Here is a 14,964-nt window from a genome sequence, read left to right as displayed (position 1 = left end):
GAGGTATATCATGAAAAAATTTATATTTATAATTTTTATTATTATATTATTACCTTTTAATGTACAAGCTGATTCTATACAAAAAAGTATTAATGAAGATGATTTACAAATTCAACATCTATATGATTACATAACAAATATGAAAACTGATTATGAAGTTTTAAAAGATTTAGAGCCAAAAGAATTTGTAGAAGAATTTATAAAAAGCGGTAATAGTAAAATATCATTTAAAAAGGTTTCACAAGCTTTACTTACATATACTTTTAAAGATGTAGTAGCACTTTTTAAATCTATGGCTATATTAATTGTAATAAGTATAGTGTGTGCTTTACTTAATAATCTTCAAAATTCTTTTAGTAAAAATGATATAGGGAATATAGCATATTTTGCCTGCTATGCATTAATGATAGTGATAATATCTAAAAGTTTTTACGGTGCAGCTTCAGTAGCTAAAGATACTATAATAAAAATTACAGATTTTATGGCAGCTATAATACCTGTTCTTATGATGCTTTTAGCTACAGTAGGAGGTTTTACACAGGCGACTATAATGGATCCAATAATTATAACAGTAATTAATATATCTTCAAGAATATACATAAATATTATTATACCAATTATATTTATGAGTTTTGTATTGCAATTTGTAAATAACATTTCTGAAGAATTTAAAATAAATAAATTAACAAAGCTTTTAAGTCAAATAGCACTTTGGGCGCAAGGTATAATAATGACTATTTTTATTGGGGTTTTGACTATAAGAGGAATAACTTCAAAAACTATAGACCAAGTTACAGCTAAAACTGCAAAATATGCTGTAGATAATTTTGTACCTATAGTAGGCAAAGCTTTATCAGATGCTATATCTACAGTAGCTGGGTATTCGCTGCTTTTAAAAAATGCAATTAGTGGGTTAGGCTTAATAATAATATTATTGCTTGTTATATTCCCTGTTTTTAAAATATTGGCAATGTCATTTGTATATAAGTTAACAGCTGCATTTATAGAGCCTGTAAGTGACAGTAGAATTGTAAGTTGTTTAACTTCTGTTGGAGATGCATTAATCCTCCTTATGTCTTGTGTAATAAGTATATCTACTATGTTTTTTATAATGATTACTATAATAGCTTCAGCTGGAAAAATTCCTGTAGGAGGTTGATGTATAGATTTAAAATAAAAAGCAGGTGAACGTATGATTGAAGAATTGAAATCTTGGATAATAACAATATGTACTACAGTTATATTTAGTACAGCAGTAGAAATGATTTTACCTAATAATAATTTTAAAAAATATGTAAAATTTGTTTTAGGACTAATTTTAATAACTGTACTAATTAATCCTATTATTAAAATAGTTGATAAAAATTATAATATTGATAATTATACAAAAGAAGTTTTTGAATATTTTGATGATGGTTCTTATAGTGAAAATATTAAAGAATATAAAGAAGAAGGGATGAAAAAAACATTAAATAATTTTAAATTAAATTTAGAAAATGAATGCCAAAATAAACTTAAAGAAAAATTCCCAAACAATAATTATAAAGTTGAAGTTTTTGTAGATTATGATGAAGAAGTTTCATCAGTTATTGTTAAAAATGTAAAAGTAGATATTATAAATAAAGGTATAAGCAAAGTAAAAAAAGTAGACATAAGTACAAAGAGTAATTTAGATTCTAATAAATCAGAAGATACAAACAGTAAATTAATTAAAGATTATTTATCTAAAGAACTTAAAATTTCTAATAATTTTATAGAAATTTATGAAAAAAATTAACAAGGAGGTAAATATGGATATACACAAAATTATAGAAAAAATTTACAAAGAACTAAGAAAAATATTTGTAGTAAAAGAAAATACGGATAAAAAAAATAGAAAAAATAAATATTCTAATTTTTTAATTGTTTGTTTAAGTTTAGTATTAATAGGTATATTATTTGTAACTGCTGATAATTATTTTAATAATACCAATACTACTAATATAAATACATCAAATACTACTTCTAAAGAGATATCTCAGGAAGAAAGTAAAAATGATTATGAAAAAAAATTAGAAAATAAATTAAAATCTATTTTAGAAGATATGGAAGGAGTTGGTAAAACCAATATTATGATAACTATTGAGGGGAGTGAAGAACAGGTTCCAGCAATAAATATAACTGACTCAAATAGTACAACAAAAGAAAAGGATAATAGTGGAGGAACTAGAGAAACTGTTCAAAATAATAATGGAAGTACAATTGTAATTACTAATGATGGTTCTAAAAGTCAGCCTTTAATTGTACAAACTAAAAAACCAAAAATTATTGGAGTTTGCGTAATAGCTGAAGGCGCAGATGATAAAATTATTCAGATGCAAATAACTCAAGCCGTTACAAAACTTTATAACTTAACACCAGATAAAGTTAGTGTATATCCTATGAAAAAATAGAATAAATTCATAAAAGAATCATATAATTTATTAGAAAGATTAATGGAGGGAATATGAAAATGAATAAAAAACAAGCTTTTATTATTGCCACATTGTTAGTACTTATTGTATGTGCAGGAGTACTTGCTACTAAAGTTAATAGCCCATTATATGTTGATTCTCAGGAAGTTGCACAAGATACTAAAACATCAAGTAAAACAGGTACAAAAGATAATTTTTTTACAGAAATGGCTTTAAATCGTCAACAAACATATGCTAATACAGTTCCTACATATAAAAGCATAATTGATGATCCCAATACTCCTAAAGATACAAGAGAAGCTACAGCAGAAAAATTAAATACTTTTACTATGAATAATTCTAATGAGCAAAAAATTGAAGCTCAATTAAAAGGTAAAGGATATGAAGAATCTTTTTGTCAAATATCTGAAAATAAAGTTACAGTATATGTAAAAGCTGATAAGGAAAAATTTACAGATAAAAATGCAAGGGATATAAAAAATATAGTTTTAGGAATTACAAAAATAAAGGATGTTGAAATAGCACTTAAATAATTATAATTGTAATGATTATATACATTTGATATAATGAACTTAAGATAAAAACTATTGCTATTATTAGCAAGGGGGTACTAATATGGAAGAAAATTTAAAAGATGAAGTTAATATGGGTATAGTAAAAATATCTGATGAAGTGGTTGGAGTTATAGCAGCTCTTGCAGCTACAGAAATAAAAGGAATAGTTGGATTAAGTGCAAATCTTGTTGGTGGTATAACTCAAATTCTTACAGGTAAAAAAAATTTATCTAAAGGAGTTAAAGTTACTGTAGGCGAAAACAGTTCAATTATTGATTTGCATGTTGTCGTTGAATATGGAGTAAATATTCCTGAAATTTGTAACAGCGTACAAGAAAACGTAAAAAAAGTAGTAGAGACTATGACAGGCCTTATAGTTGAAGCTGTAAATGTTCATGTTCAAAATGTTGTAATTCCTAAATTAGAAGAAAAACAAAATGAAAATATAGAATAATTTTTACCCTCTGGATTTTCATTCAGAGGGATTTTATTTTAATTACTTTTATAATTAAAGAAATATTGTCAAAAACACTTATATTGGTATAATTATATTTAACTTGATAATAATTGAAATATGAAATAATATATATAATTGATGCTGTATATAATTAATTATAAATTATATAATTATGCTTATATAAAAATATTTTTGTAAATAACGATATAATATAAAATGATTTATATAGGCCTAAAATTTATTAATAAATTTAAAAATATTGTTTTTATTATTAAAAATATTAAATTTATATGAATAAATTTAAGGCCAATGATGGAGTTAAAGCTAATTTTATAAGGCTGTTTAATAAAGATACAGAAAAAGATATGATAAATATACTTTTATATAAAATATATAAACTTAGTTAATATATTTAGTCGATGTAAATTTGGGAGGTATAAAATGAATAGAAGAAAATCTAGAGAAATAGCTATGAAATTAATTTTTGAAATGTCTATTAACAAAGAAAATTATAAAACTTTAATAGCAAATTTTAAAGAAAACACTGATTTAGATCTAAATGATGTAGATATGGAATATATAACTACAATTGTTAGTGGTGTTGAGAAAAATATTAAAGATATTGATAGTAAAATTGAAAAATATTTAATTAATTGGAAAATTTCAAGATTGTCAAAAATTGATTTAGCAATATTAAGAATGTGTACTTATGAAATATTTTATGAAGAAAAAATACCTAACAAAGTATCTGTAAATGAAGGTATTGAACTTGCAAAAAAATATTCTGAAGAAAAATCATTTCAATTTATCAATGGGATATTGGATAGAATGATTAAAGATAATAATCATCAATAAGGGAGAGGTTATTTTTGGGTAAAATAATAGATGGGAAACTTATTTCTCAAAAATTAAGAATGGAAATAAAAGATTTAATAGAAGAAAGAATTAAATTAGGTTTTAGAAGACCTTGTCTTGCTAGTATATTAGTAGGAGAAGACGGGGGATCTTTATATTATATGAATAACCAGAAAAATATATGTGATAAATTAAATGTACAATATAAAAAAGTTTTATTAAATAAAAATATAGATGAAGTTCAATTAATTGAAGTTATAAATAATTTAAATAATGATAAAGAAATAGATGGTATTATTATACAAATGCCTTTGCCTAAACATATTAATGAAAAAAAGATAACTTCTAATTTAAATTATCTTAAGGATGTTGATGGATTAACCGACGTTAATTTAGGGAAATTTTACAAAGGCGATGATTGTTTTGAACCTTGTACTCCTCAAAGTATTATCCATCTTATAAAAAGCACTGGTTTTAATATAGAAGGTAAACATGCTGTAATTATTGGAAGAAGTAATATTGTAGGAAAACCTGTTTGGGAACTTTTATTAAGAGAAAACGCTACAGTTACTATGTGTCATTCCAAAACAAAAAATCTAAAAAATATTTGCAATCAGGCTGATATATTAATTTGTGCTATAGGAAAACCAGAATTTATAAATGCAGAATATATAAAAGAAGGGGCTATTGTAATAGATGTAGGAACAACAAAGGTTAATGACGAAATAAAAGGTGATGTACTATTTAATGAAGTGATATCTAAAGCATCTTACATAACACCAGTACCAGGTGGAGTTGGGGCTATGACCACAACAATGTTAATAAAAAATACTTATAAAGCGTGGTTAAAAAATGTATATTAAAACTTTATCAGTTTCAGAAGTAAACAATTATATAAAAAAAATAATAGATTTTGATTTTATACTTAATAATATAAATATAAAAGGTGAAATTTCAAATTTTAAAGCACATTCTAGTGGACACTTTTATTTTTCATTAAAAGATCAAAATAGTAAAATTAATTGTATTATGTTTAAAAATTATGCTAATAGCTTAAAATTTATTCCTCAAAATGGAGAATCTGTAATTGTTAAAGGAAAGATATCTGTATATGAAAAAGAAGGAACATATCAAATTTATTGTCATGAAATAATAAAACAAGGAATAGGAGAGCTTTTTATTGAATTTGATAAACTTAAAAATAAACTTGAAAAAGAAGGTTTGTTTGATGAGTTACATAAAAAACCTATACCTAAGTATCCTAGAAAAGTTGGCATAATAACATCTCCAACTGGAGCTGCTATTAAAGATATAATTAATGTTTCTAAAAGACGAAATAAATACATTGAATTACTTTTATATCCAGCATTAGTGCAAGGAGAAAATGCAAGTGAAGACTTAATTAACGGCATAAAAGTATTAAATTCTAGAGATGATATAGATGTTATTATATTAGCTAGAGGTGGAGGCTCTATTGAAGAATTATGGGCATTTAATAATGAAGAACTTGCTAGAGCTGTATATAATTCTAAAAAACCTATTATAACTGGCGTTGGACATGAAACAGACTTTACATTAGTAGATTTTACAAGTGATAAAAGAGCTCCAACTCCTTCAGCTGCTGCAGAAATAGCTATTCCTAGTCTTGCGGATTTGGAATTAAATATAGAGCATTTAAAAACTCAATTAGATATAAATATTAAAAGAATTATTGAAAAAAATTATAACAAAATAAATGTTTTAAGTAGAACTTTAGAAATGTATAATCCATTGAATTATATAATTAATCAATATGATTACATTTCACAATTACAAGATAAATTAGAATTAATAGTAAAATCATCTATAGCTGTAAAAAAACAAGAAATAAACAAAATTTATGCTTTGATTTGTGCACATAATCCTATTAAAATTTTAAGTAAAGGATATGCTATAATAGAAGATATGGATAATAGGATAATAAGTGAAAAAGAAATACTTAAAAATACTGATATTATTAAAATTACTTTAAATGATGGAACTATTAAAGCAAAAATAACATATATGGATGAATATAATTAATATTATGGAGGTTTATAATGGCAAAAAAAAATGAGTCTTTTGAAATTATGATAAAAAAACTTGAGGATATTGTAGAAGTTATGAATAAAGGACAATTAAATTTAGAAGACTCTATTAAAAATTATGAAGAAGGAATTAAACTTTGCAATAAGCTTTTTAAAACATTAAACGAATATGAAGGCAAAATAAAAATTTTATCTGAAGGTAAAGAAAAGGACTTTGTAGATAGCGAGGAGTGAGTATGAAAATAGAAAATTTAACAAATATTATAGAAAATTATTTAAAAAATTGTTTTAAGGATAAAAAATCTTATAATAGAAAAATATATGATGCTATGTATTACAGTCTCAATTTAGGAGGAAAAAGAATAAGACCTTTATTATTTTTAATTACATATGGTATGTATAAAAATAATTATGATGAAGTTATTCCAGTGGCAGCTGCCATTGAAATGATACATACTTATTCTTTAATTCATGATGATTTACCTTGTATGGATAACGATGACTTTAGAAGAGGAAAGCTATCAAATCATAAAGTCTTTGGAGAAGGTATTGCTGTACTTGCAGGCGATGCTTTGTTAAATGAAGCAATGAATATAATGTTTGAATTTTGTGCAAAAAATGGTAAAGAAGAACTTTTAGCTTGCAGCAAAATAGCATTAGCAGCTGGAGCTGATGGAATGATAGGAGGACAAGTAGTTGATATATTAAGTGAAGGCAAAAATATTTCTAAAGATGAACTATTTTATATGCATAGTAAAAAAACTGGTGCTCTTATTACAGCATCAATAATTTGTGGTGCAATGCTCGGAAAAGCTCCTCATGATGAATTAATAATTCTTGAAGAATTTGGTGAAAAATTAGGTTTAGCATTTCAAATTAAAGATGATATTCTAAATGTAGAAGGAGATAAAGAACTTTTAGGCAAGAGCGTTAATAGTGATAAAAAAAATAATAAGACTAATTTCATATCTATTTATGGAATAGAAAAAAGTAAATATATGTGTATTACTCTTACAGAAGAATGTATTGAATTACTCAATAAAATTAATAAAGATACATCTTTATTAAAAAAACTTACATTATTTTTACTTAATAGAAATTTTTAAAAACAAATAAAACAACATTTTGAAAAAATTTTTTTATTATGATATACTATATTTGATAGGCTACTAATATTTTGAAATTAGTAGCCTTTGTTATGCTAAAATTTTGAAAAAAACTTTACATATACTATTTTTTAGTGCTAGTATAATAAAGAATATTAAATGAATATTATAAAAGGATAGATATTTATGTATAAAATATTAGATAATTATAAAGATTTTAATGATATAAAAAATATGAATTTTACTCAATTAGATCAATTTGCTCAAGAAATAAGACAATTTCTTATAGATAAAGTTTCTAAAACAGGAGGTCATTTAGCCTCTAATTTAGGAGTAGTAGAACTTACTTTAAGTTTATATAATGTATTTGACTTTAATAAAGATAAACTTATTTGGGATGTAGGGCATCAATCTTATGTTCATAAAATTTTAACAGGAAGAAAAGATAAATTTGATTCACTTAGAAAATTTGGAGGAATTAGTGGATTTCCTAAAAGAGAAGAAAGTATATATGATATGTTTGAAACAGGTCATAGTAGTACTTCTATATCTGCTGCTTTAGGTATGGCTAGAGCTAGAGATTTGTATGGCAAAAAATATGAAGTTATAGCTGTAATTGGTGACGGTGCACTTACCGGAGGAATGGCTCTTGAAGCCTTAAATGATGCTGGATATAAAAGAACTAAAATAATAATAATATTAAATGATAATGAAATGTCTATAGGCAAAAATGTAGGCGGATTATCTACTTACCTTAGCAAAATTCGTATAGATCCTAAATATAATCGATTTAAGCAAGAGATTGATTCGACCTTAAGAAAAATACCAAGTATAGGAAAAGGAATGGCAAATTCTATTGAAAGAATAAAAGGAGGTATAAAACAAGTTATAGTACCTAGCATGATTTTTGAAGACATGGGCATAAAATATCTTGGACCTATTAATGGACACAATATTAAAGATTTATCAAAAGTTATGTCTATGGCAAGAACTATAAATGGACCTGTTATAATTCATACTGTTACGCAAAAGGGTAAAGGATATAAACATGCAGAAGAAAATCCTGATAGATTTCATGGTATAGGTCCTTTTAATTGCGATAGCGGAGAAATATGTTCTAAAAATACTCCTACTTATTCTAGTGCATTTGGTAATTCTATAGTAGAGTTAGCTTCTGATAATAAAAATATTGTAGCTATTACCGCTGCTATGAAAGATGGAACTGGATTAAGTAAATTTGCTATGAATTTCCCAGATAGATTTTTTGATGTAGGAATTGCTGAACAACATGCAGTGACTATGGCTGCAGGAATGGCAAGCGAAGGGCTTAGGCCTATTTTTGCAGTATATTCTACATTTTTACAAAGAGCTTATGATCAAATATTACATGATGTGTGTATACAAAAACTTCCTGTAATATTTGCTATAGATAGAGCAGGAATTGTAGGAGAAGATGGTGAAACACATCAAGGTATATTTGATCTATCATACCTTTCTCATATTCCTAATATAACAATTATGACGCCTAAATGTATAGATGAAATTAGATATATGCTTAAATGGGCTTTAAATCAAAATTATCCTATTGCTATAAGATATCCACGTGGTGGAGATAATTATAATGTAAAATTAACGGCAATGAAAGATTATATAAAAGGGAAATGGGAAATTGTTTCAACTGTGCAAAATAAAAATATAAATAATACTAAAATTGCAATTATTGCTTCGGGTAAAATGGTTCAAAATGCAATATTAGTAAAAGAAAATTTAAAAGAAAAACCTATAGATATAATTATAGTAAATGCGTGTTTTATAAAGCCAATAGATAAAGGATTAATAAAAAAATTAGTTGAAAATAACTATAATATTGTTACAATTGAAGATAATATAGTTCATGGAGGATTGGGATCTTTAGTGATTGAATATATAGCTACTTTAAGTAAAGATAAAAATATAAAAATTTTAAATCTTGGATTTAAAGATGAATTTATTACTCACGGTAGTGTAGATATATTGTATAAATTATATGGATTAGATGTTGATGGGATAACAAAAAGTATATTAAAAATTATTTAACTATATAAAGAGAGGTTAAAAATGTCTGAAATAAAAGAGAGATTAGATTTACTTCTTGTAAATAAAGGAATATTTTCATCTCGTGAAAAGGCTAGAGCTAGTATTATGGCGGGAGAAATATTTGTAGATGGTCAAAGAATTGACAAATGTGGAGAAAAGGTAAAGCAAAGCTGTAATATAGAATTTAGAGGTGAAAAACTTCCTTATGTAAGTAGAGGAGGATTAAAATTAGAAAAAGCAATAAAAAATTTTAATATAAATTTAAATAATAAAATATGTCTTGATATAGGAGCGTCTACAGGAGGATTTACTGATTGTATGCTTCAAAATGGGGCTAAAAAGGTAATCGCTATAGATGTAGGATATGGTCAATTTGCATGGAAACTTAGAACTGATCCCAGAGTAGTTTGTTTAGAAAGAACTAACATTAGGTATGTAACTTTAGAGCAAATTGGAGAAACTAGTGATTTTGCAAGTATAGATGTTTCTTTTATATCTTTAAAAAAAGTAATAGATCCAGTTTTAAAATTATTAAACAATAATGGTGAAATAATGGCTCTTATAAAACCCCAGTTTGAAGCAGGTAGAGAAAAGGTAGGGAAAAAAGGTGTAGTTAAAGAGCCATCAATACATAAAGAAGTAATATATTCTATTGCAGAATTTATATTAAAGAATAAATTAAAAATAATTAATCTTGATTTTTCACCTATTAAAGGTCCTGAAGGAAATATAGAGTATCTTATTTATTTTACAAAAAATGAAGATTATGAAACAAAATTTGAGTTAAGCTATATAGATAAAGTAGTTGATTCAGCACATAAATTTTTAAGTATCAAATAAGGTGAATAATTATGAAAAATATAGGTATAAATATAAATAAAATTAAAGATAATCAAGGAATTATTTTAGATTCTTTGATTAATATAATAAATAGAATAATGATACAGACTAATATTAAAATTTTTAATAACACAGAAAGTCTAGACGAAAAATTTGTAAAAGATTTGGATTTTATTATTTCATTAGGTGGAGATGGAACATTATTAGGTACTGCAAGAGAAATAGCTAAATATGGTATACCTATATTAGGTGTAAATATAGGTAACTTAGGGTTTTTAACTGAAGTAGAAAGTTCTGAATTTGAATATGCTATAAACCGTATTAAAAATAAACAATATCGTATAGAAGAAAGAATGATGCTTAATTGCAGTGTAAAAAGAGGAGAAAAAGAAAAGAGTTTTTTATGCTTAAATGATACAGTTTTATCAAAAGGTACTTTAGCAAGAATGGTAAACTATGATATATATATTGATAATATGTTTTATTCTTCATTTACAGCTGATGGGGTAATTGTTTCTACTCCCACGGGATCTACTGCATATTCATTATCTGCTGGAGGACCAATAATATTTCCAACATTAAAGTTAATTTCTATAACTCCAATATGCCCACATTCTTTAGGAATGAGAACTATTGTTGTAGATAGTAAAAGCAAAATAAATATTTATATTAAAAAAAAGCATGAAAGTGTTTTTCTTACAGTTGATGGTCAACAATCTTTAGAAATAAACAATAATGATATAATTGAAATTAGTATGGCACCCTTTCAATGTAAACTTATAAAACTTGATAAATACAATTATTTTGATATATTAAGGAAAAAAATTACTTTAAGAACTAAAGAATGCGAAGGTGGTATAAAATGAAAATTTCACGTCATTCTAAAATATTGGAAATAATAAATACTAAAGATATTGAAACTCAGGAAGAATTAGCAGAAGAATTAAAAAATATAGGAATAGATGTAACCCAAGCTACAGTATCAAGAGATATAAAAGAATTGAAATTAATAAAAGTTTTATCAAATAACGGTAAATATAAATATGCGTCTATAGCTCCAGTAGAAAATTTTATATCAAATAAATTAGTAAATATATTTAAGCAAACAGTTGTTTCTGTGGAAAATATAGATAAATTTATAGTTATTAAGACTATTTCAGGTTCAGCTTCTGCAGCAGCAGAAGCAATAGATTCTCTTAATTTCCACGGGATTGCAGGTACTATTGCTGGAGATAATACAATTTTTATTTTAGTAAGAACAATTGAACAAGCTAATGAATTAGTTCAAAAAATAAAAAAAATGATTAATGAGGAGGAAGTATAATTATGCTCCTTCAATTAAACATAAAAAATTTTGCACTTATTGAAAATTTAAGTATTACTTTTGATAAAGGATTTAATGTATTAACTGGAGAAACTGGTGCTGGAAAATCTATTTTGATTGATGCTATAAATTATGTTTTAGGAGGTAAATTTAGCAAAGATTTGATTAGAACAGGAGAAGAAAAAACTTATGTTGAAGCTATTTTTAGTATTGAAAATAGTAAAACGGTAGAAGTACTTTCAAATTTAGATATAGAATTTGATGATATTATAATAATTAGTAGAGAAACATTTCAATCTGGTAAAAGTATAGCTAAGGTTAATGGAAAATCTTTACTTTTATCTAATATAAGGACTATTGCTTCTACTATATTAGATATTCATGGGCAACATGAAAATCAAAATTTATTAGATGTAAACAATCATATTTTTTATTTGGATTATTTTGCAGGAGAAACAATAAATAAATTACTGAAAGATTATAAAAATAAATATAAAAATTTTATAGAAATAGAGCAAAAAATACAAAAAATTCAAGGAAAAGAAGAAGAAAAAGATAAACTTATTGATTTTTATAAATATCAAATAGATGAAATTAATAAAGCTAATTTAAAGGAAGATGAAGATATTATATTGGAAAAAGAATATTCAATATTATCAAATGCAGAAAAAATTAACAGAGTACTATCAACATGTTATAAAATTTTAAAAAACAATAATGATAGTTCTTTTTCTGCATATGATGCCTTAAGTATAGCTATTAAAGAATTAAGAGGTATCGAAAAACATGCAGAAAAAGTTAAATTAATTGCAGATAATTTAGAAAGTATTTATTATAATCTTGAAGAAAATATAGAAGAAATTAGAGAACTTAAAGATAAAATTCAATATGATGAAAAAAAATTAGAATTTATAAATAGTAGAATTTATCAAATAAGTTTATATAAAAAAAAATATGGAAAAACAATAAAAGAAATTTTAGAATATAAGTGTAGAATTGAAGATTTATATAATGATTTAATAAATAGTACTGAAATTGTTGAAAAATTAAAAAAAGAAAAAGATATTATATTAGAAGAAATACAAAGTTTATCTGATAAAATTCATGAAATAAGAAAATCAGCATCTATAGAGCTTGAAAAAGCTGTAAAAGAAGAATTAAATTATGTAGGTCTTGAAAAAAGTACGTTTAAAATAGAAGTTATAAAAACAGATAATTTTACAGATATTGGAAAAAATAAAGTTCAATTTTTAATTTCTACAAATCCTGGAGAACCATTAAGACCATTAGAAAAAATTGTATCGGGCGGAGAATTGTCTAGAATAATGTTAGCTTTAAAAACTGTATTTATTGATAAAGATATGATTCCTTCAATAATTTTTGATGAAATAGATGTAGGTATTAGTGGAAGAGTTGCTCAAAGTGTTGCTGAAAAAATGTACATACTTTCTAATAAACATCAAGTATTTTGTGTAACACATCTTCCTCAAATAGCTTGTATGTCAGATGTGCATTATTTAATTTCAAAAAAAACCAAAAATAATAAAACTTATACTTGTGTTATTAAAATGAATGAAAGTGAAAAGCAAAATGAAATAGCTAGAATGATTGGTGGTGCTGAAGTTACCAAACTTACAATAGAGAATTCAAAAGAATTAATTAAAATAGCTGAACTGAAAAAAATGGAATTGAAAAATTTATAAATAATTTTATTATTTATATGAAAAAATAAAGCTATGGTTTATAAACCATAGCTTTATTTTTATGATAATTTATATTTTAAATTCAAACCATTAACTTTATATGAAATTTTATAATAGCATAATTAAATATTTAAAAGGGAAACTTAAAGTTAGATAATTAATTAAAAGACAGGAGGTAAAAGCATGAGAAAAAAAAGAATAGGACTAATATGCTCTTTTTTAACTCCTATCATTTTTTTAACTTTAAGTATATATCATATTGTTGGAAATATTCCTACAACTATTTTTATAAGAGAAGGTGCTCAGTTACAAAGTAATCATCTAATAAAACTTAAAGAAGAAGATAATATAAAAGTAAATAATTTGTTTGAAAATTCTAACACAAGAACAGCTAAAGCGAGTTTATTAGGAATAGTACCATTAAAATCTATATATGTAAAATCAGTTCCTTCAGAAATTTCTGTATATCCTGGAGGCCAGCCTATAGGAGTAAAACTTAATACCAAAGGAGTATTAGTTGTTGCTTTATCTGATATAGAAACAGAAAAAGGAAAATCTAATAGTCCTGCTGCATTAGCAGGAGTACAAATAGGAGATAATATTATAAAAATTAATAATATACCTATAAATAGTGCAGAACAAGTATCAAGATTAGTAAATGAATCAGATGGGAATGAACTTAATATTATTATAGATAGAAAAGGAAATGAATTAATGAAAAAAATTAAACCCATAAAAAGCATAAAAGATGATAAATTTAAAATAGGTCTTTGGGTAAGAGATTCTACTGCTGGAGTAGGAACATTGACTTTTTATGATAATGTATCTAAAAAATTTGGAGCATTAGGTCATCCTATAACAGATTCAGATACTGGGACTACATTAAATATAAGTTATGGAGAAATAGTATCTTCATCCATAGTATCTGTAAGAAAAGGAACAAGAGGGAATCCAGGTGAATTAAAAGGAATATTTGTTAATGAAGATGTAACTATTGGTAATATTTCTAAGAACACTGATTGTGGAATATTTGGAAGTAGTAATAAAGATTTAATAAACAAAAAATTTAATAAACCTATAAAAATTGGATTAAGAAATGAAATAAAAGAAGGCCCCGCTAAAATAATAACTACCATTGATGGAGAAGAACCTAGAGCATATGATATAAAAATTGAAAAATTGCTTGAGCAAGATATACCTGGTCCAAAGAGTATGCTTATTAGAGTAGTAGATCCAGAACTTTTACAAAAAACTGGAGGTATAGTCCAAGGAATGAGTGGAAGTCCTATAATACAAGACAATAAATTAGTAGGTGCCGTAACTCATGTTCTAATAAATAAACCAGATACCGGTTATGGGATTTATATAGAATGGATGTTAAAAGATTCTGATATTTTGACAAAATAAGTAGTAATTATATTAATATAATAGTATAATAAATAATAAATGAACATAAAATTTATTAAAGATATTTTATGTTCATTTATTATTTATTTTGCCCATATAAACCAAAAATTATAATATATAAAC

16 protein-coding genes are annotated in these 14,964 nt (G+C 24.8%); all 16 read left to right on the top strand.

All coding sequences use genetic code 11. The features are described 5' to 3' along the window. The first annotated feature begins 10 nt into the window (after positions 1 to 10). The 16 genes from spoIIIAE (at position 11) to spoIVB (ending at position 14,841) form a co-directional block, all read left to right on the top strand. Positions 11 to 1,159 carry a stage III sporulation protein AE gene (gene spoIIIAE / locus B5D11_RS03655; protein WP_078681690.1) on the top strand — a complete coding sequence of 383 codons (1,149 nt, stop codon included), beginning with the start codon at positions 11 to 13 and terminating at the stop codon, positions 1,157 to 1,159. A gap of 33 nt (positions 1,160 to 1,192) precedes the next feature. Then, the gene (gene spoIIIAF / locus B5D11_RS03650; RefSeq protein ID WP_078681689.1) at positions 1,193 to 1,777 is read left to right on the top strand and encodes a stage III sporulation protein AF; all 585 of its coding nucleotides are present in this window, start codon (positions 1,193 to 1,195) and stop codon (positions 1,775 to 1,777) included. Between the two features lie 13 nt (positions 1,778 to 1,790). Then, a complete protein-coding gene (gene spoIIIAG, locus B5D11_RS03645) occupies positions 1,791 to 2,432 on the top strand; it encodes a stage III sporulation protein AG (RefSeq protein ID WP_078681688.1) in 642 nt (213 codons plus the stop codon). A 59-nt stretch (positions 2,433 to 2,491) separates the two neighbouring features. Continuing rightward, on the top strand, positions 2,492 to 2,986 hold the full coding sequence (locus B5D11_RS03640) for a SpoIIIAH-like family protein (RefSeq protein ID WP_078681687.1): 495 nt from the start codon (positions 2,492 to 2,494) through the stop codon (positions 2,984 to 2,986). An 82-nt stretch (positions 2,987 to 3,068) separates the two neighbouring features. Next, positions 3,069 to 3,461 carry an Asp23/Gls24 family envelope stress response protein gene (locus B5D11_RS03635; protein WP_078681686.1) on the top strand — a complete coding sequence of 131 codons (393 nt, stop codon included), beginning with the start codon at positions 3,069 to 3,071 and terminating at the stop codon, positions 3,459 to 3,461. 444 nt (positions 3,462 to 3,905) lie between these two features. Then, the gene (nusB, locus tag B5D11_RS03630; protein WP_078681685.1) at positions 3,906 to 4,319 is read left to right on the top strand and encodes a transcription antitermination factor NusB; all 414 of its coding nucleotides are present in this window, start codon (positions 3,906 to 3,908) and stop codon (positions 4,317 to 4,319) included. A gap of 14 nt (positions 4,320 to 4,333) precedes the next feature. Then, a complete protein-coding gene (locus tag B5D11_RS03625; RefSeq protein WP_078681684.1) occupies positions 4,334 to 5,182 on the top strand; it encodes a bifunctional 5,10-methylenetetrahydrofolate dehydrogenase/5,10-methenyltetrahydrofolate cyclohydrolase in 849 nt (282 codons plus the stop codon). Next, complete coding sequence (gene xseA, locus B5D11_RS03620) at positions 5,172 to 6,380, top strand: exodeoxyribonuclease VII large subunit (protein WP_078681683.1); 1,209 nt, start codon at positions 5,172 to 5,174, stop codon at positions 6,378 to 6,380. Before B5D11_RS03625 ends, xseA begins: the two co-directional genes overlap by 11 nt. A 17-nt stretch (positions 6,381 to 6,397) precedes the next feature. Further along, entirely contained in the window at positions 6,398 to 6,619 is a 222-nt protein-coding gene (locus B5D11_RS03615; protein ID WP_078681682.1) for an exodeoxyribonuclease VII small subunit, read from the top strand. A gap of 2 nt (positions 6,620 to 6,621) precedes the next feature. Beyond that, a complete protein-coding gene (locus tag B5D11_RS03610; RefSeq protein WP_078681681.1) occupies positions 6,622 to 7,491 on the top strand; it encodes a polyprenyl synthetase family protein in 870 nt (289 codons plus the stop codon). Positions 7,492 to 7,677: 186 nt separating this feature from the next. Next, complete coding sequence (gene dxs, locus B5D11_RS03605; protein WP_078681680.1) at positions 7,678 to 9,567, top strand: 1-deoxy-D-xylulose-5-phosphate synthase; 1,890 nt, start codon at positions 7,678 to 7,680, stop codon at positions 9,565 to 9,567. A gap of 21 nt (positions 9,568 to 9,588) precedes the next feature. Next, positions 9,589 to 10,407: a TlyA family RNA methyltransferase gene (locus B5D11_RS03600; protein WP_078681679.1), complete on the top strand. Its 819-nt coding sequence runs from the start codon at positions 9,589 to 9,591 to the stop codon at positions 10,405 to 10,407. An 11-nt stretch (positions 10,408 to 10,418) separates the two neighbouring features. Further along, positions 10,419 to 11,273: an NAD(+)/NADH kinase gene (locus B5D11_RS03595; protein ID WP_078681678.1), complete on the top strand. Its 855-nt coding sequence runs from the start codon at positions 10,419 to 10,421 to the stop codon at positions 11,271 to 11,273. Then, complete coding sequence (locus B5D11_RS03590) at positions 11,270 to 11,731, top strand: arginine repressor (protein ID WP_078681677.1); 462 nt, start codon at positions 11,270 to 11,272, stop codon at positions 11,729 to 11,731. Before B5D11_RS03595 ends, B5D11_RS03590 begins: the two co-directional genes overlap by 4 nt. A gap of 2 nt (positions 11,732 to 11,733) precedes the next feature. Beyond that, a complete protein-coding gene (recN, locus tag B5D11_RS03585; protein WP_078681676.1) occupies positions 11,734 to 13,434 on the top strand; it encodes a DNA repair protein RecN in 1,701 nt (566 codons plus the stop codon). Positions 13,435 to 13,617: 183 nt separating this feature from the next. Further along, the gene (gene spoIVB / locus B5D11_RS03580) at positions 13,618 to 14,841 is read left to right on the top strand and encodes a SpoIVB peptidase (RefSeq protein ID WP_078681675.1); all 1,224 of its coding nucleotides are present in this window, start codon (positions 13,618 to 13,620) and stop codon (positions 14,839 to 14,841) included. Positions 14,842 to 14,964 lie beyond the last annotated feature (123 nt).

This window comes from Clostridium sp. USBA 49 (assembly GCF_900167505.1).
GTDB lineage: Bacteria > Bacillota > Clostridia > Clostridiales > Clostridiaceae > Clostridium_AT > Clostridium_AT prolinivorans.
Note: the sequence above shows the minus strand (reverse complement) of the source record. Positions and strands in the feature narration are given on the sequence as shown.

What these genes read in the sequence shown, in the direction of transcription:
- spoIIIAE (WP_078681690.1), top strand. Translation starts at nt 11, where the DNA reads ATGAAAAAATTTATATTTATAATTTTTATTATTATATTATTACCTTTT.
- spoIIIAF (WP_078681689.1), top strand. Translation starts at nt 1,193, where the DNA reads ATGATTGAAGAATTGAAATCTTGGATAATAACAATATGTACTACAGTT.
- spoIIIAG (WP_078681688.1), top strand. Translation starts at nt 1,791, where the DNA reads ATGGATATACACAAAATTATAGAAAAAATTTACAAAGAACTAAGAAAA.
- B5D11_RS03640 (WP_078681687.1), top strand. Translation starts at nt 2,492, where the DNA reads ATGAATAAAAAACAAGCTTTTATTATTGCCACATTGTTAGTACTTATT.
- B5D11_RS03635 (WP_078681686.1), top strand. Translation starts at nt 3,069, where the DNA reads ATGGAAGAAAATTTAAAAGATGAAGTTAATATGGGTATAGTAAAAATA.
- nusB (WP_078681685.1), top strand. Translation starts at nt 3,906, where the DNA reads ATGAATAGAAGAAAATCTAGAGAAATAGCTATGAAATTAATTTTTGAA.
- xseA (WP_078681683.1), top strand. Translation starts at nt 5,172, where the DNA reads ATGTATATTAAAACTTTATCAGTTTCAGAAGTAAACAATTATATAAAA.
- B5D11_RS03615 (WP_078681682.1), top strand. Translation starts at nt 6,398, where the DNA reads ATGGCAAAAAAAAATGAGTCTTTTGAAATTATGATAAAAAAACTTGAG.
- B5D11_RS03610 (WP_078681681.1), top strand. Translation starts at nt 6,622, where the DNA reads ATGAAAATAGAAAATTTAACAAATATTATAGAAAATTATTTAAAAAAT.
- dxs (WP_078681680.1), top strand. Translation starts at nt 7,678, where the DNA reads ATGTATAAAATATTAGATAATTATAAAGATTTTAATGATATAAAAAAT.
- B5D11_RS03600 (WP_078681679.1), top strand. Translation starts at nt 9,589, where the DNA reads ATGTCTGAAATAAAAGAGAGATTAGATTTACTTCTTGTAAATAAAGGA.
- B5D11_RS03595 (WP_078681678.1), top strand. Translation starts at nt 10,419, where the DNA reads ATGAAAAATATAGGTATAAATATAAATAAAATTAAAGATAATCAAGGA.
- B5D11_RS03590 (WP_078681677.1), top strand. Translation starts at nt 11,270, where the DNA reads ATGAAAATTTCACGTCATTCTAAAATATTGGAAATAATAAATACTAAA.
- recN (WP_078681676.1), top strand. Translation starts at nt 11,734, where the DNA reads ATGCTCCTTCAATTAAACATAAAAAATTTTGCACTTATTGAAAATTTA.
- spoIVB (WP_078681675.1), top strand. Translation starts at nt 13,618, where the DNA reads ATGAGAAAAAAAAGAATAGGACTAATATGCTCTTTTTTAACTCCTATC.